Annotated in this window: 20 protein-coding genes; all 20 read right to left on the bottom strand. The window is 52.3% G+C overall.

Annotated elements, in window-relative coordinates; all coding sequences use genetic code 11:
• The 20 genes from ACESZP_RS15485 to ACESZP_RS15390 all read right to left on the bottom strand — a co-directional run bounded on the left by ACESZP_RS15485 (position 1) and on the right by ACESZP_RS15390 (position 21,103).
• Positions 1-843 (bottom strand): fumarate hydratase, encoded by an 843-nt coding sequence (locus ACESZP_RS15485; protein WP_499709593.1) that lies wholly within the window; start codon positions 841-843, stop codon positions 1-3.
• A 91-nt stretch (positions 844-934) separates the two neighbouring features.
• Positions 935-2,098, bottom strand: a complete 1,164-nt coding sequence (locus tag ACESZP_RS15480) for an aspartate-alanine antiporter-like transporter (protein ID WP_178039817.1) — start codon at positions 2,096-2,098, stop codon at positions 935-937.
• A gap of 33 nt (positions 2,099-2,131) precedes the next feature.
• Complete coding sequence (locus ACESZP_RS15475; protein ID WP_178039818.1) at positions 2,132-3,736, bottom strand: FAD-dependent oxidoreductase; 1,605 nt, start codon at positions 3,734-3,736, stop codon at positions 2,132-2,134.
• A 14-nt stretch (positions 3,737-3,750) separates the two neighbouring features.
• Positions 3,751-4,614 carry a 4Fe-4S dicluster domain-containing protein gene (locus ACESZP_RS15470; protein WP_499709591.1) on the bottom strand — a complete coding sequence of 288 codons (864 nt, stop codon included), beginning with the start codon at positions 4,612-4,614 and terminating at the stop codon, positions 3,751-3,753.
• Between the two features lie 48 nt (positions 4,615-4,662).
• Positions 4,663-5,526 carry an FAD/NAD(P)-binding protein gene (locus tag ACESZP_RS15465; protein ID WP_158364894.1) on the bottom strand — a complete coding sequence of 288 codons (864 nt, stop codon included), beginning with the start codon at positions 5,524-5,526 and terminating at the stop codon, positions 4,663-4,665.
• Entirely contained in the window at positions 5,519-6,571 is a 1,053-nt protein-coding gene (locus tag ACESZP_RS15460) for a 4Fe-4S dicluster domain-containing protein (RefSeq protein ID WP_178039820.1), read from the bottom strand. Before ACESZP_RS15460 ends, ACESZP_RS15465 begins: the two co-directional genes overlap by 8 nt.
• 2 nt (positions 6,572-6,573) lie before the next feature.
• Positions 6,574-7,548: a 4Fe-4S dicluster domain-containing protein gene (locus tag ACESZP_RS15455; protein WP_499709590.1), complete on the bottom strand. Its 975-nt coding sequence runs from the start codon at positions 7,546-7,548 to the stop codon at positions 6,574-6,576.
• Positions 7,536-7,976, bottom strand: coding sequence for a hydrogenase iron-sulfur subunit (locus ACESZP_RS15450; protein WP_186872041.1), 441 nt, complete (start codon positions 7,974-7,976; stop codon positions 7,536-7,538). The genes ACESZP_RS15455 and ACESZP_RS15450 overlap by 13 nt, the downstream gene beginning before the upstream one ends.
• Complete coding sequence (locus ACESZP_RS15445) at positions 7,967-9,952, bottom strand: 4Fe-4S binding protein (protein ID WP_499709588.1); 1,986 nt, start codon at positions 9,950-9,952, stop codon at positions 7,967-7,969. Before ACESZP_RS15445 ends, ACESZP_RS15450 begins: the two co-directional genes overlap by 10 nt.
• Positions 9,953-9,969: 17 nt before the next feature.
• Positions 9,970-10,362 carry a 4Fe-4S dicluster domain-containing protein gene (locus ACESZP_RS15440; protein WP_158364904.1) on the bottom strand — a complete coding sequence of 131 codons (393 nt, stop codon included), beginning with the start codon at positions 10,360-10,362 and terminating at the stop codon, positions 9,970-9,972.
• Positions 10,349-11,173: a CoB--CoM heterodisulfide reductase iron-sulfur subunit B family protein gene (locus tag ACESZP_RS15435; protein ID WP_499709587.1), complete on the bottom strand. Its 825-nt coding sequence runs from the start codon at positions 11,171-11,173 to the stop codon at positions 10,349-10,351. The genes ACESZP_RS15440 and ACESZP_RS15435 overlap by 14 nt, the downstream gene beginning before the upstream one ends.
• 362 nt (positions 11,174-11,535) lie before the next feature.
• Complete coding sequence (locus tag ACESZP_RS15430) at positions 11,536-12,495, bottom strand: L-lactate dehydrogenase (RefSeq protein ID WP_499709585.1); 960 nt, start codon at positions 12,493-12,495, stop codon at positions 11,536-11,538.
• A 320-nt stretch (positions 12,496-12,815) separates the two neighbouring features.
• Entirely contained in the window at positions 12,816-13,430 is a 615-nt protein-coding gene (locus tag ACESZP_RS15425; protein ID WP_440322681.1) for a V-type ATP synthase subunit D, read from the bottom strand.
• A gap of 64 nt (positions 13,431-13,494) precedes the next feature.
• Complete coding sequence (locus ACESZP_RS15420; protein WP_499709584.1) at positions 13,495-14,874, bottom strand: V-type ATP synthase subunit B; 1,380 nt, start codon at positions 14,872-14,874, stop codon at positions 13,495-13,497.
• Positions 14,875-14,889: 15 nt separating this feature from the next.
• Complete coding sequence (locus tag ACESZP_RS15415) at positions 14,890-16,656, bottom strand: V-type ATP synthase subunit A (RefSeq protein WP_178039857.1); 1,767 nt, start codon at positions 16,654-16,656, stop codon at positions 14,890-14,892.
• Positions 16,649-17,236, bottom strand: a complete 588-nt coding sequence (locus ACESZP_RS15410; protein ID WP_178039858.1) for an ATPase — start codon at positions 17,234-17,236, stop codon at positions 16,649-16,651. Before ACESZP_RS15410 ends, ACESZP_RS15415 begins: the two co-directional genes overlap by 8 nt.
• A gap of 22 nt (positions 17,237-17,258) precedes the next feature.
• Positions 17,259-17,567 (bottom strand): V-type ATP synthase subunit F, encoded by a 309-nt coding sequence (locus tag ACESZP_RS15405; protein ID WP_178039859.1) that lies wholly within the window; start codon positions 17,565-17,567, stop codon positions 17,259-17,261.
• Between the two features lie 27 nt (positions 17,568-17,594).
• Entirely contained in the window at positions 17,595-18,029 is a 435-nt protein-coding gene (locus ACESZP_RS15400) for an ATP synthase subunit C-like protein (RefSeq protein ID WP_178039860.1), read from the bottom strand.
• A gap of 71 nt (positions 18,030-18,100) precedes the next feature.
• A complete protein-coding gene (locus ACESZP_RS15395) occupies positions 18,101-20,029 on the bottom strand; it encodes a V-type ATP synthase subunit I (RefSeq protein WP_499709582.1) in 1,929 nt (642 codons plus the stop codon).
• 15 nt (positions 20,030-20,044) lie between these two features.
• Entirely contained in the window at positions 20,045-21,103 is a 1,059-nt protein-coding gene (locus ACESZP_RS15390; RefSeq protein WP_499709581.1) for a V-type ATPase subunit, read from the bottom strand.
• Between the last annotated feature and the right edge of the window lies 1 nt (position 21,104).

Raw genomic sequence — 21,104 nt, 5'->3', positions numbered from 1 at the left:
CTAGATCACCTCCGTCTTATGGCGTGTTACATGACAGTTGATATTGACTGCACAGGGCATGCCTGCGATATGGGTCGGCATAGTCTCAATGTTCAGAGCCAGAGCGGTGGTCTTTCCGCCGAAGCCCTGGGGTCCGATGCCGAGCTCGTTGATCTTTTCCAGCATTTCTTTTTCCAAATCTGCATAATAGGGATCCGGATTCGGCTCCTCGGTATTGCGCATCAGTGCTTTCTTTGCCAGCAGCGCGCATTTATCAAAGGTACCTCCGATACCTACGCCTACTACCATGGGCGGACATGGATTCGGTCCTGCTGCCTCCACGGTCTCCAGAATAAAGCTCTTGATTCCCTCAATTCCCGCAGAGGGCTTGAACATCCGGATAGCGCTCATATTTTCGCTGCCGAAGCCCTTGGGACCTACGGTTACTTTGATCTGCTCGCCCGGAACGATCTCCGTATACAGCATAGCCGGCGTATTGTCGCCGGTATTGCCGCGGCGCACCGGATCCTTTACAACGGATTTTCGAAGGTACCCCTTGTCATAGCCACGGCGTACGCCTTCATCTACGGCTTCCCGCAGATCGCCGCCTGTGATATGTACGTCCTGACCAATCTCCAGGAATACACAGGCCATACCCGTATCCTGACAGATGGGTACATGCTCCTCTCCCGCAATTTCAAAGTTTTCGATAATTTTGTCTAAAACCCCCTGGGCTGTCTCCCAGTCTTCACATGCTCTGCAGCGGCGGATGGCTCCTTTAATGTCCTCCGGCAGCTGCTCATTGGCTTCGATACACAGGCGCTCTACGACGTCTGTGATCTCAGCGGCCTTAATCTCGCGCATGATACTTCACCTCCATAGCTGTAATATAGCACATTGCCATGTATAAAACAATTCGATACATTTTATAATTTTATAGTTCTGGCCTATGAGTTTATAATAACAAACTGATAAACTGGCTGGCCAGCACCACCGCCACCAGCGCAATGGGATAGGTCGCCGCATAGGCGCTGGCCACGTCGTCGGTCTCCGTCACACGAATCAGGGTTCCCAGGGCCGGCGTACTGGTCATACCGCCGCAGATAGATCCCAGACAGTTAAACAGCGACAGATGCAGCACCTTTACCGCAAAGACGTATCCCAGCAGCATGGGAACAAGAGTCATCAGAGCTCCGTACAAGAACAGCAGCGCCCCGTGCTCCTTCAGAATTTCGATGAAGCCCGCGCCCGCCTGGGTTCCGGCTCCCAGAAGGAACAGCGCCAGGCCGAATTCCCTTAGGCACTCCAGGACATGCTTCTCCACCTGTACGCTCAATTTTCCGAAATGACCGAAGTGACCGAGAATCAGTCCCGCAATCAGCGGACCGCCGGAGGTTCCCAGGGCAAATACCGCGCCGCCCGGAAGGGGGATTTCAATTTTCGCCAGAATAATACCGAAGGCAATGGCCAGAGAGAAGGGGAAGAATCCCATACTGTCCGCATAGAATAAATCTTCCTTCTTGGTCTTGTGGAACTCCTCCACGTCTACGCCTGCGGCAGCTTCGAACCGCGCCCGCTCCGCTTCCATATCCGTATGCAAAAGCTTGGGAACCAGCTGGACAAAAAGTACCACGCCCACAACGCCGAAGGGATACGCGATGCCATAGCCTACAGAGGCCGCGTCCGATCCGGTCGCCTCCAGGGCTGCCGCCAGTCCCGGCGTACTGGTAAGCGCGCCGGTCATCATACCTACGCTGATATCCACCGGAATCCCAAAGATTTTAATCACGGCCACACAGGTCAGCGCGCCCGCGCCGATAACCAGAGCGCCCAGTAAAATATACGACGTGGCGTTATTTTTAAAATTCCGGAAAAATTTCGGTCCGGCAATAAAGCCTACCGAGGTTACAAAACAAATCAATCCAAGCTCCCGCACCAGGGAGGGAATCTCTACCCCAAAGTGGCCGAAGACCAGGGCCACCAGCAAAATGCCGGCGGTCCCCAGCTCCAGACCGCAGATTTTAATACTTCCTACCAGATAACCGATCACGGCAATCAGAAATACCATCATCAGGGTATTGGATAATACCGACTCCTGAAACCATGTTACAATCCCCATAACTTCAACCCCCATTGACGTTATTTTGCTGCGTTATTTCGGCATGCCGAAGGTGTAATTCGGAAGCAGCATCGGAGAAACCTCGTTTGTATGCAGTCCTGCCTTTTCCAGCTCCTGTGCATAGCTCTTAAGATGATCCAGATTCATCGTTCCCAGCTCTACCTCTTTGCACTTGCGTGCCGCAGCCTTACCTGCATTGCGGCCAAATACAATGATATCCAGAAGGGAATTGCCCATCAGACGGTTTCTTCCGTGGATACCGCCTACCGCCTCGCCTGCTACCAGCAGATTCGGGATTACCTTGGTAAAGCCCTCGCCGCCGATCTCCAGACCGCCGTTCTGATAATGAAGGGTCGGGTAAATCAGAATCGGCTGCTTTCTCATATCGATACCGTAGTTCAGGAACATACGAAGCATAGCCGGAATTCTCTTTTCAATGGTGCCCTCTCCGTGAATCATCTCAATCATCGGGGTGTCCAGCCAGATACCATAACCGGTCGGCGTGGGAACACCCTTGCCTCTTGCCGTACACTCCCGGATAATGGAGGCTGCGGATACGTCGCGGGTCTCCAGCGGATGCATGAAGGCCTCGCCGTCCACATTGATCAGCATTGCGCCTACGGAACGAACCTTCTCTGTAACCAGCGCGCCGAAGATCTGCGCCGGGTAAGCCGCTCCGGTGGGATGATACTGAATTGTATCCTGGTACAGAAGCGGCGCTCCCGCACGATAGCCCATCACCAGTCCGTCTGCAGTTGCTCCGTAATGATTGGAGGTGGGGAAGTGCTGATAATGCAGTCTTCCTGCTCCGCCGGTAGCAATGATAACGGTCTTGGCTCTCGCCACCTTATACTCTCCGGTTTCCATATTCTGGAGAACAGCGCCTGCCACCTGTCCCTTGTCATCCTTAATCAGCTCTACAGCCGCGGTAAAATCTACCACCGGAATCTGACGGTTCCATACCTCGTCGCGGAGCACACGCATGATCTCCGCTCCGGAATAGTCCTTGCAGGCGTGCATTCTCTTTCTGGAGGTTCCGCCGCCGTGTGTGGTAATCATCCGGCCGTCCTTGTCCTTATCAAACATAACGCCCAGGTCATTGAGCCACTGGATTGCGTCCGGTGCTTCCATAACCAGGCGGCGCAGAAGCTCGGGTCTGGCTGCGAAATGTCCGCCGCCGAAGGCGTCCAGATAATGCTGCTGAGGAGAATCATTTTCCTTATCCGCAGCCTGGATACCGCCCTCTGCCATCATGGTGTTGGCGTCACCGATACGAAGCTTGGTCACCATCATAACGTTGGCACCTGCCTCATGCGCCTCGATAGCTGCGGAAGAACCGGCTCCGCCGCCGCCGATGATCAGAACATCCACATCATAATCTACTTTATCCAGATCAATCGGTACATTTAAAATCCGGCTGTTGGAATGGAGCAGGGTACCAAGCTCATAGGGAGCCTTTTCGCCCTTATTGGGGCCGACCTGAATCTCCTGGAATCCATCCTCCCGGTAATCCGGATGGAACTCTTTCAGGAGCGCGTCCTTTTCCTCTGCTGTCATTCGTCTCGGCTCTACACCGATACGCTGTGCTCTTGTGGCCTCTACTTTTTTAATAGATTCCAGCATTTCCGCTGTATACATAGTCCGCTCCCCTCCTATTTCTCAATCTCTCGGTTGTTGTACAGTTCCTTCATTTCCTCGATGGGCTTCTGCATAATCTGCTCGATCAGGTCGTCGAAAGCGCCGTGGTGAATGTCTTCCACTCTCTTCTCCAGATGCTCTGCCTTCGGGGCAATGTATTTTCCGGTCAGTCTTCTGGCCAGCACGCCTACCATGGGGTGGGAAATGCCTGCCGGGCAGCGGGAGGTACAGATACCGCAGCCGATGCAGTCGAAGGATTCCTCGGCGCATTTCTCAAAATCACCTCTCTGGGCATATGCGATGTACTGCATGACGTTCAGGGACTGGGGACAGCCCTTGGTGCAGGCGTTACAGCCGATACAGCTGTAGATTTCCGGATAGAGATCCATCATCACACGCTGCTTTACACTGATCTCATCCATATCGTAGTTTCGCTTGTCTGCCGGGAAGAAGGGCAGGGTCGCGATGTACATGCCCTCCTGTACCTGTGTCTGACAGGCCAGGCAGGTCTTCAGCTCGTTATTGCCTTTGATTCTGTAAATGGTTGCGCAGGCTCCGCAGAAGCCGTGGCGGCAGCCGCAGCCGCGCACCAGCTTATAGCCTGCGTATTCCATAGCCGTCATGATGGTAAGCTCAGCGGGTACGGAATACTTTTTTCCATAGAAATATACGTTTACCATTTCCTGCATGTTTTTTATCCTTTCTCTATTCAGTCTTCGCCTTTTCTCCGCAGTGCCAAGCTCGATTCCGCTTCGCTTCATCTCCGCGCACTGCATGAGTGTTGCTCCGCAGTGCTCAGGCTCGAAAAAGCTTCGCTTTTCCTCGCTTGAGGGCTTCGCCCTATGCAGCCAGAAACCCTCCGTCCGTCTTACGTGCAAGCACGACGCCAGCCGGATGCTTCCTGTCTGCGCACTGCTCATTGCCTATCAATATTCCGGTGGTAATTCATCAATCTCGTCGCAGCGGAATACGGGGCCGTCTTTGCATACGTATTTGGCGCCGATGTTGCAGCGGCCGCATTTGCCGATACCACATTTCATACGAAGCTCCAGGGTCGTGTACACCTGTGTCTTGTTGAAGCCCAGCTCCATCAGGCCCGCCAGTACGAATTTAATCATGATGGGCGGTCCGCAGACCAGTACGGTCTTATTGGTGTCGAAGCCGATTTCTTTCAGATAGGAAGGAACGAAGCCCACATGGCCGTCCCAGCCCTCCTGCTCCCGGTCGATGGTCAGATATACATTGACGCCCGGCGTCTTCATCCAGACTTCCTGAATCTCCTTAAGCTGCACCAGATCGTCCGCGGAACGGGAACCGTAGAGAATATCTACCGTACCGTAATTGTCCCGGTTATCCAGCACATAGTTGATGACAGAGCGAAGGGGCGCAAGACCGATTCCTCCGGCGATAAACAGAAGATTCTGCTTCTTCAGCGCTGTCTCCACCGGAAAGGCATTTCCGTAGGGGCCGCGCACGGTAATCTCGTCTCCCACATTCATTCCATGCAGGTAATCTGTCAGGGAGCCGCAGCGCTTAATGCTGAACTCCTGATATTCTTTGTTGGTGGGGGAAGATGTGATAGAGAACATCGCCTCGCCCACACCGGGAACTGATACCATGGCACACTGACCCGGCATATGCTCAAAAAGCTTCTTGCCGTCTCTTCCCACTACCCGGAAGGTTTTAACGTCCGGAGTTTCCGTACGGATATCCGTCACCACGCCAATCATAGGAATCAGTGCGTCTACTCTGATATCATTTGCGTGTCCGCCGCAGGTACATTCACTCATTTCCCTCACCTCCCAGTTTCTTGATCACTTTTACAATATTTAAGGATGACGGGCACTTGCTGACGCAGCGGCCGCAGCCTACGCAGGAATACATGCCGTCATTGTTGGCCGGATAATAAACCAGCTTATGCATAAATCTCTGACGGAAGCGCTGAAGCTGACTGGTACGCATATTGCCATGAGCCATCATGGTAAAATCGGAATACATGCAGGAATCCCAGCACCGGTAATGCTGAATTCCGGCCTTGCCTCCATCAAAATCACGGATGTCGTAGCACTGGCAGGTGGGACACACGAAGGTGCAGGTTCCGCAGGCCAGACAGGGCTTATACAGATCCTCCCAGATCGGGGAATCAAAAAGCTCCATGGTATTTTCCGGTTTGAACCGGGACAAATCCAGGTGAGACAGGGGAAGCTTCTCGATGATGGCGCGAATCGCCGCCTGCTCCTCTGCCACTGCTTTTTCTCCTGCTGCGTCTGCTTCCATAAAGGAGTCTGCCAGGGCTTCTTTCACGAATGCAGTCAGGGTCTCACCTTTTTCTGTAAGAGATTTCCAATACAAAGTGTCGCCCACAAACCAGGTCTCCACGTCCGCGCCCGGCTCCGCCGCATCCACATCAAAGTTTTTGCAGAAGCAGGTTTCATCCGGCTCTTTGCAGGCCAGGGATACAATGGTGCCATGCTCTCTTCTGGCCGCGTAATAGGTATCCACCGGATCCGTCAGGAATACCTGGTCCAAAACCTTCACAGCCCTCACATCGCAGGCACGCATGCCGAATACCACAAAGGGCTGATTCTGAAGCTCTGCCGGGTCGATACTGACCTTTCCGCCCTCATAGCGGCTCTTATAGAGCACCTCGCTCTGGGGGAAGAAGCAGTCCTTACCGGACTTCACGGTCTTCAGCGTATCGGTATCCACCGCAGCCTCTTCAGTCCACAGTCCGTAATTGGTCTGTCCGGCTTTCTGTACCGGGAGAAATAAGTCTTCCTTTGCACTGATGGCTCTGTAAAGCTCGTTCAGCTTACTCTTCGCTATCTGATACATGCTTAATGTCCCCCTCTCGTCTGTACAATGCCAGGCTCCACGTCATCAAAGGTGAAGTCCGTCAGCGGGCCTCTGGAATCCGTATCGGCTCCCGCCTGATACTCGCCGTAGAAGGTGTCAATGTCCTTGATAAACTTGCGGTTTAAAAGGTGAAGCGGAATGCCCTGGGGACAGACTCTGCTGCACTCGCCGCAATCGGTACACCGTCCTGCCACATGGAAGGCACGGATAATATGGAACATCTGCTCCTCAAAGGTATCGGCATTCGCCTTCTGATTGCTGTCATACTGGCTGCTGTCGAAGACACATTTGCGGCAGCTGCAGGCCGGACACACATTGCGGCAGGCGTTGCAGCGGATACATTTGGAAAGCTGCTCCTGCCAGAAATGAAAACGCTCCTCCGGACTCATGGCCTCCAGCTTCTCCACTTCCTCAAAGCGGTTGCCCACCGGACCTGCCTCCTCGTCCTCTGCCGCGCCAATCAGCTCGTCGTATACCATGTGCTTCTTACCCTTACATACCTTGCAGCGCTCCAGAAGGGCGTCAGCAAAGGGCAGCTCCTTCTCGCCATAGATGGTCTCAAATTTCAGGGTATCACCCTCGACCGCTACGCGCTCAATACCCTTAATACCAGCCTCCCGGATTTTCTCCGGCTTTAAGGTACCCTTGCAGCCCACGCCGATGATGTAAGCCTTTTCCCGGTCTACCCGGTGCTCCTTGATCAGCTGATTGAAGCTGTAGGTGTCGCAGGGCTTTAAGAATACCAGCGTCCTGCCCTCCAGCTTGGAGGCCTCAATCATATATTTGCTTAAGTTTGCGCCACAGAACGCGTCGTAAACAAAATTCTGTAAATCTTCTTCCTTATAGAAATAAGCCGGCTCCGGATCGTATCCCATATCGCCCTTTCTCCAGCCCAGAACCTGCGCTACGGTTCCGTCTGCCAGAAGCTCTTTCGCTCTCTCGATTAACCCTTGCATCGCAGATCCTCCAATCTTACATTTTCTCCCAGTTCATGAATTTTAGCTACAAATTCATTCATGGTGGTGGAGAACTTCACGCCCTCGGCCGCAGACACCCACTCTACGCGGGTACGTCCATTTTCCACGCCCAGGTAATCCAGCATGGAGAAAAGCAGCGTCATACGTCTTCTTGCGTAATAGTTTCCTGTGGTGTAATGACAGTCTCCCGGGTGGCAGCCGCAGAGAATCACGCCGTCCGCTCCCCTCTGGAAGGCTCTCAGGATAAACATGGGGTTCACACGGCAGGAGCAGGGCACGCGGATAATCTTTACATCCGCCGGGTAAGCAAGTCGGCTGCTTCCCGCCAGGTCTGCGCCTGCGTAGGAGCACCAGTTGCAGCAGAACGCTACAATCTTCGGTCTAAATTCTGTATTTTCTACCTGCATATCGCATCTACCTCCGCAAGAATTTGTCTGTTTGAGAAGCCCTGCAGATCCATAGCTCCGGACGGGCAGGCAACAGTACATGCTCCGCAGCCCTGACAGAGAGCGCTGTTCACAACGGCTACCCGTCTCGTCTCACGGATACCATGATCATTTACCAGCTGATCCTCGTAGGAAATCGCTCCGTAAGGACATACCTTTTCACAGGTGGAGCAGCCATTACAGAAGATCGGATCTGCCTTGGCCGTACAGGGGTTGGTAACCAGATGATCCTTCGCCAGAAGTCCTATCACCTTTACGGCAGCGGCTCCGGCCTGGGCTACGGTCTCCGGAATATCCTTGGGTCCCTGGCAGACGCCGGACAGGAAGATTCCCGCTGTGGGGGACTCCACCGGACGCAGCTTGGCATGGGACTCAGTCAGGAAATTGTTGGTATCAATGCTGGCTGTCAGCATGGTGGCAATCTTTCTTACATCCGGATTCGGCTCAATGGCAGTAGCCAGGACAACCATATCTGTTTCCATACGAATCTGTCTGTTGTCCAGCAGGTCAGAGGCCTGTACCAGCAGCTTATCGCCCTGGGGCGCTACCTTTCCTACCTGACCCTTGATGTAATGGACTCCATACTCCTCCACTGCCCGACGATAGAACTCGTCGAAGTTCTTGCCGGGAGTACGCACGTCGATGTAGAAGACGGTCACATCTACGTCCGGATATTTGTCACGAATCAGCATGGCGTGCTTCGCTGTATACATACAGCAAATCTTGGAGCAGTAGCTCTTTCCTCTCTTGTCCGAGCAGCGGGAACCCACGCACTGGACAAATACGATGGACTTGGGAGCCTTGTGGTCGGACATACGCTCCAGGTGGCCCTTGGTGGGTCCTGCCGCGTTCATGATACGCTCCAGCTCCAGGGACGTGATGACATCCGGGCTCTGGTTATACGCATATTCATCGTACCGATCCAGCTTGATGGTATCAAAGCCGGTCGCCACGACGATAGCGCCGTAATCCACGGTAATGATCTCGTCCTTCTGCTCGTAATCAATCGCGCCCGCCTGACATACCTTGGCGCAGACGCCGCATTTTCCGGTCTTGAATTTCATACAGTTTTCACGGTCAATCACCGGAACATTGGGAATCGCCTGGGCGAAGGGCGTATAGATCGCGCTTCGTGTATTCAGTCCCCGATTGAATTCATTGGGAGCCTTCTTGGAAGGACACTTCTCCTGGCAGACGCCGCAGCCGGTACACTTGCTCATATCCACGCTTCTGGCTTTTTTCCGGATATCCACATGGAAATCGCCTACGAAGCCGCTGACCTTCTCTACCTCGCTATATGTATAAATCGTAATCTTCTCATGGGCCGCAGCCTCCACCATTTTCGGAGTCAGGATGCAGGCGGAGCAGTCCAGAGTCGGGAAGGTCTTGTCAAGCTGGGACATACGGCCTCCGATACTGGGAGTCTTCTCTACGATATCTACCTCGTAGCCTGCCTCCGCAATATCCAGTGCGGTCTGGATACCCGCGATACCGCCGCCAATCACCAGGGCGCGCTTTACAACCTGGCTGGTGCCCGGCGTCAGAGGCGCGTTCAGCATAACCTTAGCGATGGCTGCCCGGGCCAGGATAATGGCCTTCTCGGTCGCTTCCTCCATATCTTTATGAATCCAGGAGCAATGCTCGCGGATATTGGCAATCTCTACCATGTAGGGATTGATACCGGCCCGCTTTGCCGCCTGGCGAAATGTATTCTCATGCATTCTGGGGGAACAGGAACAGACAACGATACCTGTCAGGTGTTTCTGCTCGATGGCCTCCCGGATTTTCAGCTGTCCTGCTTCGGAACACATATACTGGTAATCTTCCGCGTGAACGACGCCCGGCTCCTTCGCCGCTGCCGCTACCACCCGTCCGATATCTACCGTCGCAGCTATGTTCGTACCGCAATGACAGACAAATACTCCTATTCTCTGCACGTTTTTTCACCTCCTGATTATTTGCTGTATTTGCGGAACGCGCTGGCCAGCAGCTGCTGGGGCAGTTCCTCGTCCAGTAATTCGGGTATCTCGTTGGGGCTTAAGTAATTGCCGCCCCGCTGTCTTACTACCATCTGCCGTACCGCCTCAATGAGCTTCGCAGGCTTTACATCTCTGGGACAACGCTCTACGCAGGCAAAGCAGGAAAGACATTTCCAGATGGTGGTGGAATTTAAAAGGGGCTCTATGTCGCCATTCTCCACATAAGAAACAAACTGATGGGGACGGATATCCATCTCCTCATAAGCGGGACAGGTCGCGGAGCATTTTCCGCACTTCATACATTTCCGGGTGTTGACGCCGCTCATCTCCCGAAGTCTATCGGCCTTCGCCATATCAGCCTTCTGCATCCTCTGCTCCTCCTTCCGCATTTTTCTCAGGAATCAGGCCAAGAGCCTCTGCCAGAAGCTCTGTCAGATATGTAACCGGAAGCTTTTTCGCGCTTCCGCTGGTTCTCAGGTTATAGAGGCACAGAGGACAGGCGGTAATCAGCTCTTCCGCTCCGTGATCTGCCGCGGATTCCATTACCCGGTCTACCATCGTACCAGCCAGGGGCTTGTCCTTCAGGGACACATAACCGCCGCAGCACTCGTTCCGGTAGGGATATACCACAGGCTCAGCACCCAGGGCACGGATAAAGTCCTCGATAATGGTCGGATTCTCCGGATCATCAAAGGCCATGATATCACTGGGGCGAAGCAGCATACAGCCGTAATACGCGCCGATTTTCCGACCGGTCAGCGGATGGGTAACCTTCTCACGGATGGTATCGAAACCGACGCGATCGCGCAGAACCTCCAGATAGTGAAGAACTTTTGTCTCTCCTTCATAGGGTTTTTCAAGCTTCAGATAATTGTTGGCACGGGTGCGGATGTCCTCCACATTCTGCATGTCATCGTTGACGCGCTTGATCACATGATGACAGGCGGAGCAGAGGGTTACCAGATCCTGTCCCTTTTCCTTCGCGTCATTCAGGGCGCGGACTGCGGACAGCTTCGTGGCAATCTCATCGGACGCCAGCGGATAGACGGCTCCGCAGCACTGCCAGGCTTCGATTTCCTCCAGGGTAAATCCCAGGGCTTCTGCCGACATTCTGGCGTATCGGTCCAGGTCCTGCGCTTTGTTCTTTAACGTGCAGCCCGGATAGTAGCTGTACACCATTTGACTACCTCCTTTTTGTTTCTTATTTGTTGCAAAGTTGTCTGTTTGACATTTTTCTATCAATCTACATTATTATACTACGTTGTTAAAGGTTTAACAACCCCTAAATGATATTTTTTTGTTAGTTTGTTGGAGTTTTTTGGATGATATGTTATATTTTTGTGTTAAGTCAACATGAGTTTTTGTCAATTCCGACTTATATAGTCGGGATTCTGCTTTGTTAATTGTGTGTCAATAGAGTAATTTTACGTTATGTACCGTGGGGGATATACTCCGGTGTACAAAAACAGCCCCGGCTATCCAAGGCGCTTTGCTGTTGGATAGCCGGGGCTGTTTTTGTAATTATGCTTCCTGTTCTATTATTAGTCCTCTTTCATCACGTCGCCGATGAATGCTTTCAGCACTTCTGCGGAGTGTTCTACCTGCCGTTTCTCCTCGTCGGTCATGGTGATCTTGATGGTCTTGCTGATCCCCTCCTCGTTAACTACGCAGGGGATACTGATGCAGGATCCTTCCAGGCTCTCGCCGTACTCTTTTCCCAGTACGTGGGCTACCGGAAGTACGGTGTTCTGGTTCTTCAGGATAGACTCTACGATACGGAAGGTGGACATGGCGATTCCGTCGAAGGTGGCGCCCTTCAGGGAAATGACGTCCGCGCCGCCGGTCTTGGCTTTATTGGCAATCTGCTCCTTGACTTCCTCTTTTTCCTTCTCATCTGCTGGCAGGAAGTGATCGATGGGCTCGCCTGCTACGTTGACGCTGCTCCAGATGGGGACCTGGGTGTCGCCGTGTTCGCCCAGAATATAACCCTGGATGTCGCGGATATCTACCTTTACGCGTTCGCCTAAGAGATAACGGAAGCGGGCGGTATCAAGGGAGGTTCCGGTTCCGATAACTCGCTCCTTCGGAAGGCCGGTTTCCTTCTGAATCAGATAGGTGTTCACATCTACCGGGTTCGATACTACGATGATCAGCGGATTCTTTGCGTATTTCATAATGTTCTTCGCGATGCTTCTCGCCACACCGGTGTTTACCTTGGCAAGCTCCAGGCGGGTCTGGCCGGGTTTTCTCGGTACACCTGCGGTCACGATGATGATCTTCGCATCCGCGCACTCCTCATAGCCGCCCTGGCGGACACGCACCTGACTATAATACGCGGTTCCGTGTGAGATATCCAGTGCAGCACCCTTCGCGCGATCTTCGTTCAAGTCTACTAGGACAATCTCGCCTACCTGTGCTTTCAGCATCAGGGTATAGCAGATGGTCTCTCCCACGTTTCCAGCTCCAATTACTACGATCTTGTTTGATGTTTCGTTTGTCATACTGTTACCTCACTCTTTCTCGTCCCCAAAACGTGATATTTTTCACAATATTGATATTTTTTTATCAACCTCTTGCATTATAGCACGTACACTTCGGTTATGCAAGAGGCATTTTGGATTTTTGTATTTCTATTTGTACAATTTTTTCTGTGGATAAACAAATTCTTAACGAAATCTAATAGAAAGTGTGAGGAAATCCCACTCTTTCTATGCAGTAAGAATGCGGCTGCCGCGTCGCAAAAAATAATGCCGATAAGAAATATCGTTACAATACCTCTTATCGACATTATATGACCTAATACTGACATTCCTGTCAATCTTTATGAATGCATCCTCTTAATAACCTTCAGTCTCGTGAACTCCTCACGTTCCTTCTCCTCCAGAGCGTTGGAGATGTCTTTGGTCAGCGCCTCGTAGCGGGGGATGGTGATGTTCTTCAGCGCGTTGGCACGCTTCTGAGCCTTCTTGATATTGGCCGCCAGCTGGTAGGCGGAATTCTCTACCGCGGACAGCTTGATGGTCAGGTCTTTTACCTTCTCAAAGGAGACTCTGGCGATATCCAGGGATTCCCTGGTGCTGTAAAAGGCGTAGGCCGGAGTACGGGTGGCTGCGTCGTAGCGGACCAGGGGAATTTCAGTACCCATGATGCTTCGGGTCTTCACTTCCACCGTATCCTCGATGGGCACATTCCGGGCCACATCGGCTACTGCGTTGATACCCAGCTCCATGTCAGCCCTCTGAAGCGCCGCGTAAGCCGTGGTGAAGGTGGTGCGAATCTCAGCCTGGATATCCTTGGCCTGATCCACCAGACCCATCAGCTCCCGGATCAGAATATTCCGCTTCTTGTCCATCAGCTCATAGCCCTGCTTTGCCAGCTTCAGGGAGTTCTTTGCACGTATGAGGTTGCCTTTTGTAGGAACTGCATTGTTATCCATACAGTTTCCTCCTTCTTAATTTTTGTGCATCTAAGGCAGTGAATGAATGCGAACGTAGTGAACATTAATTCGCTGGCTTGTAGTACTTGTCGAGGATCTTCGTATCCACACGATCCAGCTCTTCTCTCGGCAGCATGCCAAGAAGCTCCCAGCCGATATTCAGAGTCTCCTCAATGGTACGGTTCTCCTCCGGACCCTGGCCTACAAAGCGGGCCTCAAAGGCCTTACCGAACTGCAGATACTTCTTATCAATCGGAGACAGCTCATCCTCACCGATAACGGAAGCCAGCGCCCTCGCGTCTCCCACCTTCGCGTAGGATGAGAACAGCTGGTTCGCCAGATCCTGATGATCCTCACGGGTGTAACCGGCACCGATACCATCCTTCATCAGACGGGACAGGGACGGCAGCACGCTGATAGGCGGATAAACAGCCTGTCCGTGCAGCTCACGATCCAATACGATCTGACCCTCGGTGATGTAACCGGTCAGGTCCGGAATCGGGTGGGTAATATCGTCGTTGGGCATGGTCAGAATCGGAATCTGTGTCACAGAACCGTTGACGCCCTCTACAATGCCGGCACGCTCATAGATGGTAGCCAGCTCACTGTATAAGTAACCCGGGTAACCCTTTCTGGACGGAATTTCTCCCTTAGAGGAAGATACCTCACGCATGGCCTCCGCGAAAGAAGTCATATCCGTCAGGATAACCAGGATGTGCATATTGCACTCAAAAGCAAGGTACTCGGCAGCGGTCAGAGCCACACGCGGTGTGATCAGACGCTCTACCACCGGGTCATTTGCCAGATTCATAAACATGGTAACATGCTCGGAAGCTCCGCTCTCATCAAATGCGCGGCGGAAGAAATCCGCTACGTCGTGCTTCACACCCATAGCTGCGAATACGATACCGAACTGCTCATCCGAATCATCACCCAGAGAAGCTTGCTTTACCAGCTGTGCTGCCAGCTGATCATGAGGCAGACCGTTTCCGGAAAAGATCGGAAGCTTCTGTCCACGAATCAGAGTGGTCAGACCGTCGATAGCGGAAAATCCGGTACGGATGTAGTTACGCGGATACTCACGGGTTACCGGATTCAGCGGCTGTCCGTTGACATTCCGGTGAATATCGGAGACGATCTCGCCCAGACCGTCGATGGGCTGTCCGATACCATTGAAGGTACGGCCCAGGATCTCCGGGGAAAGGGCAATCTCCATGGGATGACCGGTCAGCTTGGTGTGGGTATTGCGAAGAGACATATTGTCCGTTCCGCCGAACACCTGGATAACCGCCTTATCCTTATAGCACTCAATGATACGGCCCAGCTCTTTCTTATTGCCGTCCACCGTAATCTCTACAATCTCCTCGTAGGACGCGTTCTGTACGCCTTCCAGGGCAATCAGGGGGCCGTTGATTTCACTTAAGCCTAAATATTCAATTGACATTTTCTCTTCCTCCCCTTACGCGTTCTTTTCCAGTACGCGATCATAGAACTCATCGATCGCTTTCTTGTAATCGTCGAACATCTCCAGGTGGTCGTTGGGCACATCATACTTGATGGCAATGACCTTCTCGAAGATATTTTCACGCTTCAGCACGGACATGGGCATGCCCTGCGTAACCAGCGCCTTGGACTTGTCATAGAGATAGAGAATGATCTCCATCATCTTCATCTGCTTTTCCATGGGGACACAGGTATCATCCGGATGGAATGCATTCTGCTGCAGGAAGCCCAGACGTACTACTCTGGAAATCTCCAGAACCAGCTTCTGATCATCCGGAAGCACATCACTGCCGATCAGCTTTACAATCTCCATCAGACTGCTCTCCTGGTTCAGGATGACCATCAGACGATTTCTGCAGTCCATGAAATCCTTTGCCACATGATCCTTGTACCAGGGCGCCAGATCGGATACGTACTCACTGTAGCTGCTGAGCCAGTGAATAGCCGGGAAATGACGGGCATATGCCAGAGACTTATCCAGTCCCCAGAAGCAGCGGACGAAACGCTTGGTATTCTGGGTTACCGGCTCGGAGAAGTCGCCGCCCTGGGGGGATACAGCTCCGATGATGGATACGCTTCCTTCTGTTCCGTTTAAGTTCTGCATCATGCCGGCGCGCTCATAGAACGCGGACAGACGGGACGCCAGGTATGCCGGGAAGCCTTCCTCGGCGGGCATCTCCTCCAGACGTCCGGACAACTCACGGAGCGCCTCGGCCCAACGGGAGGTGGAGTCTGCCATGATGGCAACGTCATAGCCCATATCTCTATAGTACTCTGCCAAAGTAACACCTGTGTAGATACTTGCCTCACGGGCTGCCACCGGCATGTTGGAGGTATTGGCAATCAGGGTGGTACGCTCCATCAAGGGGTTGCCTGTCTTCGGGTCAACCAGCTTGGAGAAGTCCTCCAGTACCTGTGTCATCTCATTGCCACGCTCGCCGCAGCCGATATAGATGATGATATCCGCATCGGACCATTTCGCGATCTGATGCTGGGTCATGGTCTTACCGGTTCCGAATCCGCCGGGAATCGCTGCGGTACCGCCCTTGGCGATAGGGAACAGGGTATCCAGGATACGCTGTCCGGTAACCAGCGGCTTGGAAGCCGGGTAACGCTTGGTGGTCGGTCTCGGCACACGGATAGGCCATTTCTGCATCATGGTCAGTTCCTTCTCTGTACCGTCGTCCAGCTGCAGAACCGCAATGGTATCACAGATGGTATACTGGCCGTCCGGCATTACCTTTGTCAGTACGCCGGAGAGATTCGGAGGAACCATAACCTTATGAACGATTGCCTTTGTCTCCGGTACCTCACAGATGATGGATCCGCCGCTGACGCGGTCGCCCTCCTTTACAATCATGTGGGCGTCCCAGAGCTTCTCCTTATCCAGAGAATCTACAACGGTACCGCGACTGATATAAGCGCCGCCGATTTTCGCGATCTCACTTAAGGGACGCTCAATACCGTCGAAAATATTATGCAGGATTCCGGGAGCCAGGTATACGGAGATAGCGTCTCCGGTAGCCTCTACGATTTCACCCGGTTTGATTCCGGTGGTCTCCTCGAATACCTGAATGGTTGTTCTGTCTTTATCCAGACCGATGACCTCGCCTACCAGCTTTTCCTTGCCTACATAGACCATCTCGGCCATCTTAAAGCCGGTGTTGCCTTTGATGTATACAACAGGGCCGTTGATTCCATAGATAACGCCTGTTCTATTCATGGTGTGCTCCTCCTTTTAACTGGAAGCTTTCCTTCGCCCCTGCCAGCTTGCTCTCAAAGGAATTATCGATGAGGATATTCCGGCCCGGCAGTACGGCGCGTGTTCCGCCCATAAAGGAGTATTCGCTGACCGTCACCGGCGCGCCTACTTCTGACTCGATGCTGTATTTCTTCTGCGCATCGGACGGGTCAATATATAAAATCACTTCGTCTCCGCCTGCAAACTCCCTTGCCTCGCGCAGTTGTTTCACCAGCATCTGATGATATTCCCTGGTCTCCGCAAAGTTTGCCAGCAGATCCTTTACCTCTACAAAAAGCTTTTCTTTCAGTTCATCCTGCTTTTTGCTTAAGGTTCTCTTGATTTCAATCTGTTCCTCGGAGAACTGCTTGTTATTCTCACGTACCAGACGATCGGTCTCGGTCTTGATCTCAAGCTCCTCCTGACGACGCTTCTTCTCCTGATGCTCCTCAAAAATCTTCCGCATGGCATCCGTATATTCGCGGATCATGGCGTCGCTTTTATTTCTTGCCTCTTCCATGGCGTAGGTCGTAAAATGCTGCAGTTTTTCTTCTGTCGTCATTGCGATCACCTTCCTTTTCACTCTAAAGCTTGACTCCGATGGCTTCGTTCACATAGGAGGTAATAAAATTCTCTCCTCTGGTGGTGCCATGGCGGTCCGGAATTTCAATGAGAAGCGGCAGGCTGCGGCCCTGGCGGGCTTCGGCGATGACCTCCGGAAATTCCTGACCGAACTTCTCCGTCAGAACCACCACAGCGATATCCTTATCTGCCATGGCGCGGTTCAGTTCCGCCTTCAGTTCCTCTTTTTCATGAACGACAGCACCCTCGATACCTGCCAGGCGCATGCCTGTGCAGGTATCGATATTGTCGCTTATCAAATACATCTTCATATGGATTCCGCCTTTCGGGTCAGAGATTTACAGCTTACCAAGAATCATGAAGGAGATGATCAGACCATACAGCGCGATACCTTCGGCCATAGCTACGAAAATCATGGACTTACCGAAGATGCTCTGATCCTCACTGATTGCACCCAGTGCTGCGCTTGCGGAAGATGCTACTGCGATACCGGAACCGATACCGGAAAGGCTGGTAGCCAGTGCTGCTGCGATGTATCCAAGACCTGTGGACATGCCTGCTGCGGTCTCTGCGGCAGTCTCAGCTGCCTGTACGTTTCCGCCGTATGCAAGAACGGCTGCCAGAGCCAGAGTACCAAAGAAGAAGAAGCAGTTGCATCCAAGGCTTCTCTTATAACGGCTGCGGGAGGGCTGTCCCAGGAAATATGCTCCGAACGGAACCATAATGCTTAAAACAAGAGCTGCAACCAGTAATACTTTCACTAACATAGACATTTTGAATTTCCTCCTTTAAATACCTTTTGTAATAATTTTTATAAATAATTTAAATTATTGCTTCTGTATCTTTATTTCTCGTTCATCTTATAAGGCTTGAACGCATGTCCCGTTCCCTTGTAGAAACGGCTGAATAACTCGTAGTACTCCAGACGAAGTACCTGAATACCTACAATCAGACCCTCCATCGCGCAGACAAAGGCATTGCCCAGTACGATGACCAGCCAGTTGCCGGTAGCGCCGTTCTCGAAGCCTGCCAGCATCAGAACGACCTCCATCATGGCCGCATGGCTGACTGCGAAGGCTCCGATACGGACAAAGGACAGAGTGTTTGAGAAGAAGCTTAAGAGCACCTCAAACATCTCGAAGAAGGTCAGCACCAGATACATGGCCACGCCGCCATCCAGCTCTGCTTTCTTCTTCTCCATCCAGGCGGTCAGCGGCTCCTTAAAGGCCATAGCCAGAAGGGGCAGTCCCAGAACCAGTACTATAATGATGGTAGCCGGAAGCGCATGTCCGCTCATAAAGAGAATCAGGCTTGCTACTACAAAGCCGTAGAAGATAAAGCCTGCCACACCGTTGGTATCAAACCAGGTGCCTTCGATATCATGATTCCGCACCGCCACGATAATATGAAGAATCATCGCAGTCAGAATCAGGAACATACCAAATACGATGGCTACCACGAATACGGTGTTCATCTGGCCAACCACCGGAAGCGTCATCATAGCTTCCTTGGGCTTCAGCCAGCGGGCCGGAAGCACATCCTCGAAACCGAAGAAACTGCCGTACATGAAACCGAAGAAGGTAGAGAAGATACCGGCGCTGCCGATAATCGCCGCCAGATCCATGCCCTTCTTCTTATACAGGAAGAAGCCGCCCAGCAGCAGTACCAGGCCCTGTCCCACATCGCCGAACATGGCGCCGAAGATAAAGGCATAGGTGATGGCTACGAACATGGTCGGATCCATCTCATTGTAGGCCGGAAGTCCATACATCTTCACATACATCTCGAAGGGACGGAAAATCTTCAGGTTATGAAGCTTCGTGGGCGGGGTGCTGAAGATATTGTCATGGTCATCCTCCACCACCACGAAGGTCTGCTCGTCATCCTCAATCTCCTTCTGGAAGGCGTCTGCCTGATCCTCCGGCATCCAGCCGCAGAGGATATAAAACACATTGTCCTTCTCCTTGGTCAGGGCTGCGTACTTCCGGATATCGAAGCTTGCGCTGCGCTTTTTCAGGTAAGCAGAAGCGGCTGCCAGCTCATCGATGCGGTCTGCCACAACGGAAGTAATCTTCTGATCCATCGACACAAGTTCCTCATCCAGCTTCGCCAGCTCTTCTTTCAGCTCTTCGTATGCATGGGTCGGCGTTCCTTCGTACTCATCCGGAATAAAGATATGTTCAAAATGCATGGACGCGTACACCGCGTCAATCTTATCCGCCAGGGAAGCCGGTACGAAGTATACTCCGTAAACGTATTCCTCATCGCTTTTACACTTATAGAAAATCGTATCCAGCGTGTCATATACATAGCGGTCGAACTTGTCGAAGTACTCCTTGGAAATCCGTCCGAAGCGGTATTTCTCATAATGGAAATTTAGCAGGCTGTGGACATCGAATTCCAGTCCCTGAAAGGGCTCGATACTATCCATGGAAGCCTTGCATTTCTCACACTTCGCTATGAGCTCTGTCTTCCGCTCCTTCAGATCCGTCAGGTTCTTTTCCGCTTCTCTTAAAATCTGCTCCGCTTTATCCACCGTCATATCGGGGAATTCCCGATCTGTGTGCAGATCCGCGGGGAGATACTCTGAAGCCTGACGCAGAATCTCTTCATAGGGATTCTTATCGGTGTAGGCTCTCAGATTCTGTACCGTCTTAAGCTCAGTCAGGGCGTGTTCCAGCTGTATCTCATACTTGGAAAGATACTGACCGGCCATGCGCTCAATATCATTCCTGGGGCCCGTGATGCTTAAGAACTTCATCTTTACAATCACTTGCTACTACCTCCTCTACTGGTTACCGGCGTCTTTCGACTGCTCGATATATTTCAGCGTCTCACTGGCCGGAAGTCCGTAACGGACGCCCTCCAGCACGGTCGTCAGCTTATCCAGCTCCTGCTCCTTGTCGTACAGGTAACCGGTAATCGCTGCCAGGGAATAGGGGTTCTGCCGCTTTTCCTCTGTGTATACCTTCCGCAGAAATCTATCGTAGACAGTCTCCAGTTCCCGGCTGTCCAGCTTCATAAAACGTTTTCCGTAATAGGTCTTCTGGATGGCCTCCTCCAGAGCTCTCTCATCTGCTGCCGCCACCATGGCGCGGATATCGCTGTCATGGAGCTTATAGGTCACCGGAATCAGAAGCGTATAGGTCGAAGCTTCCGACATCTGATAGTATTTCTTTGCCCGGTAAATCCACATCATATTCAGCAGATCAATCTGGCTTCCCAGGCTTCTGGTCAGAAGCGACTTGGTCTTGCCCTTTGTCTGCTTGCTGTTCTGCTTCCATATCATAGAGAAATAATACAGATCCAGTGTCATTTCATAATCAAAGAGACTTGCGCTCTCCACATGATCCAGCTTCTGCAGTACCTTATAGTATTCGGTGTCCTTCAGTGCTTCCAGAATCTCGGGTACCGTCTCTGCCTCAGCCAGCTTCTCCAGCGGTATGTCGGTGTAACGCTGTACCATGCTCCGAAGCTCCTTCTCTTCCGCGGTACGGTCGCCGTGGTTGAAGGCTCTGCGGAAGGCCCGCTTGATAATGGCGATATCAAACTTGCTGAAGTAAAGCCGCAGGATCTTTTTCTGATCCTTATCGCAGAAACGATAGATCTTGGAGAAATCGTAATACAGCGTACCGACCAGCAGTCTCTCAATCTGACCCCGGTGAAGCTCCGTCTCATCATATCCCTTAAACAGGGCTTCATAGGCCGGAATCTTTTTCAAATAGGCCACTGCCTGCGGAACATTCTCCATAGCCGCCAGCTTCGCGAAATCCTCATTCGACAGAAGCCGGCTCTCCATGGCTCGTATCTTTGTGGCAACGGCACTGTATTTCATCAGTTCGCCCATG

It is taken from the genome of Candidatus Dorea massiliensis AP6 (assembly GCF_964245105.1).
GTDB classification, from domain to species: Bacteria; Bacillota; Clostridia; order Lachnospirales; family Lachnospiraceae; genus Laedolimicola; species Laedolimicola intestinihominis.
Note: the sequence above shows the minus strand (reverse complement) of the source record. Positions and strands in the feature narration are given on the sequence as shown.

Coding starts and splice junctions, on each gene's coding strand:
- ACESZP_RS15430 (WP_499709585.1), bottom strand. CDS start 12,495: ATGACAAACGAAACATCAAACAAGATCGTAGTAATTGGAGCTGGAAAC.
- ACESZP_RS15440 (WP_158364904.1), bottom strand. CDS start 10,362: ATGCAGAAGGCTGATATGGCGAAGGCCGATAGACTTCGGGAGATGAGC.
- ACESZP_RS15410 (WP_178039858.1), bottom strand. CDS start 17,236: ATGACGACAGAAGAAAAACTGCAGCATTTTACGACCTACGCCATGGAA.
- ACESZP_RS15475 (WP_178039818.1), bottom strand. CDS start 3,736: ATGTATACAGCGGAAATGCTGGAATCTATTAAAAAAGTAGAGGCCACA.
- ACESZP_RS15400 (WP_178039860.1), bottom strand. CDS start 18,029: ATGTCTATGTTAGTGAAAGTATTACTGGTTGCAGCTCTTGTTTTAAGC.
- ACESZP_RS15390 (WP_499709581.1), bottom strand. CDS start 21,103: ATGGGCGAACTGATGAAATACAGTGCCGTTGCCACAAAGATACGAGCC.
- ACESZP_RS15455 (WP_499709590.1), bottom strand. CDS start 7,548: ATGCAAGGGTTAATCGAGAGAGCGAAAGAGCTTCTGGCAGACGGAACC.
- ACESZP_RS15425 (WP_440322681.1), bottom strand. CDS start 13,430: ATGGATAACAATGCAGTTCCTACAAAAGGCAACCTCATACGTGCAAAG.
- ACESZP_RS15405 (WP_178039859.1), bottom strand. CDS start 17,567: ATGAAGATGTATTTGATAAGCGACAATATCGATACCTGCACAGGCATG.
- ACESZP_RS15450 (WP_186872041.1), bottom strand. CDS start 7,976: ATGCAGGTAGAAAATACAGAATTTAGACCGAAGATTGTAGCGTTCTGC.
- ACESZP_RS15485 (WP_499709593.1), bottom strand. CDS start 843: ATGCGCGAGATTAAGGCCGCTGAGATCACAGACGTCGTAGAGCGCCTG.
- ACESZP_RS15420 (WP_499709584.1), bottom strand. CDS start 14,874: ATGTCAATTGAATATTTAGGCTTAAGTGAAATCAACGGCCCCCTGATT.
- ACESZP_RS15465 (WP_158364894.1), bottom strand. CDS start 5,526: ATGAGTGAATGTACCTGCGGCGGACACGCAAATGATATCAGAGTAGAC.
- ACESZP_RS15415 (WP_178039857.1), bottom strand. CDS start 16,656: ATGAATAGAACAGGCGTTATCTATGGAATCAACGGCCCTGTTGTATAC.
- ACESZP_RS15480 (WP_178039817.1), bottom strand. CDS start 2,098: ATGGGGATTGTAACATGGTTTCAGGAGTCGGTATTATCCAATACCCTG.
- ACESZP_RS15460 (WP_178039820.1), bottom strand. CDS start 6,571: ATGTATCAGATAGCGAAGAGTAAGCTGAACGAGCTTTACAGAGCCATC.
- ACESZP_RS15435 (WP_499709587.1), bottom strand. CDS start 11,173: ATGGTGTACAGCTACTATCCGGGCTGCACGTTAAAGAACAAAGCGCAG.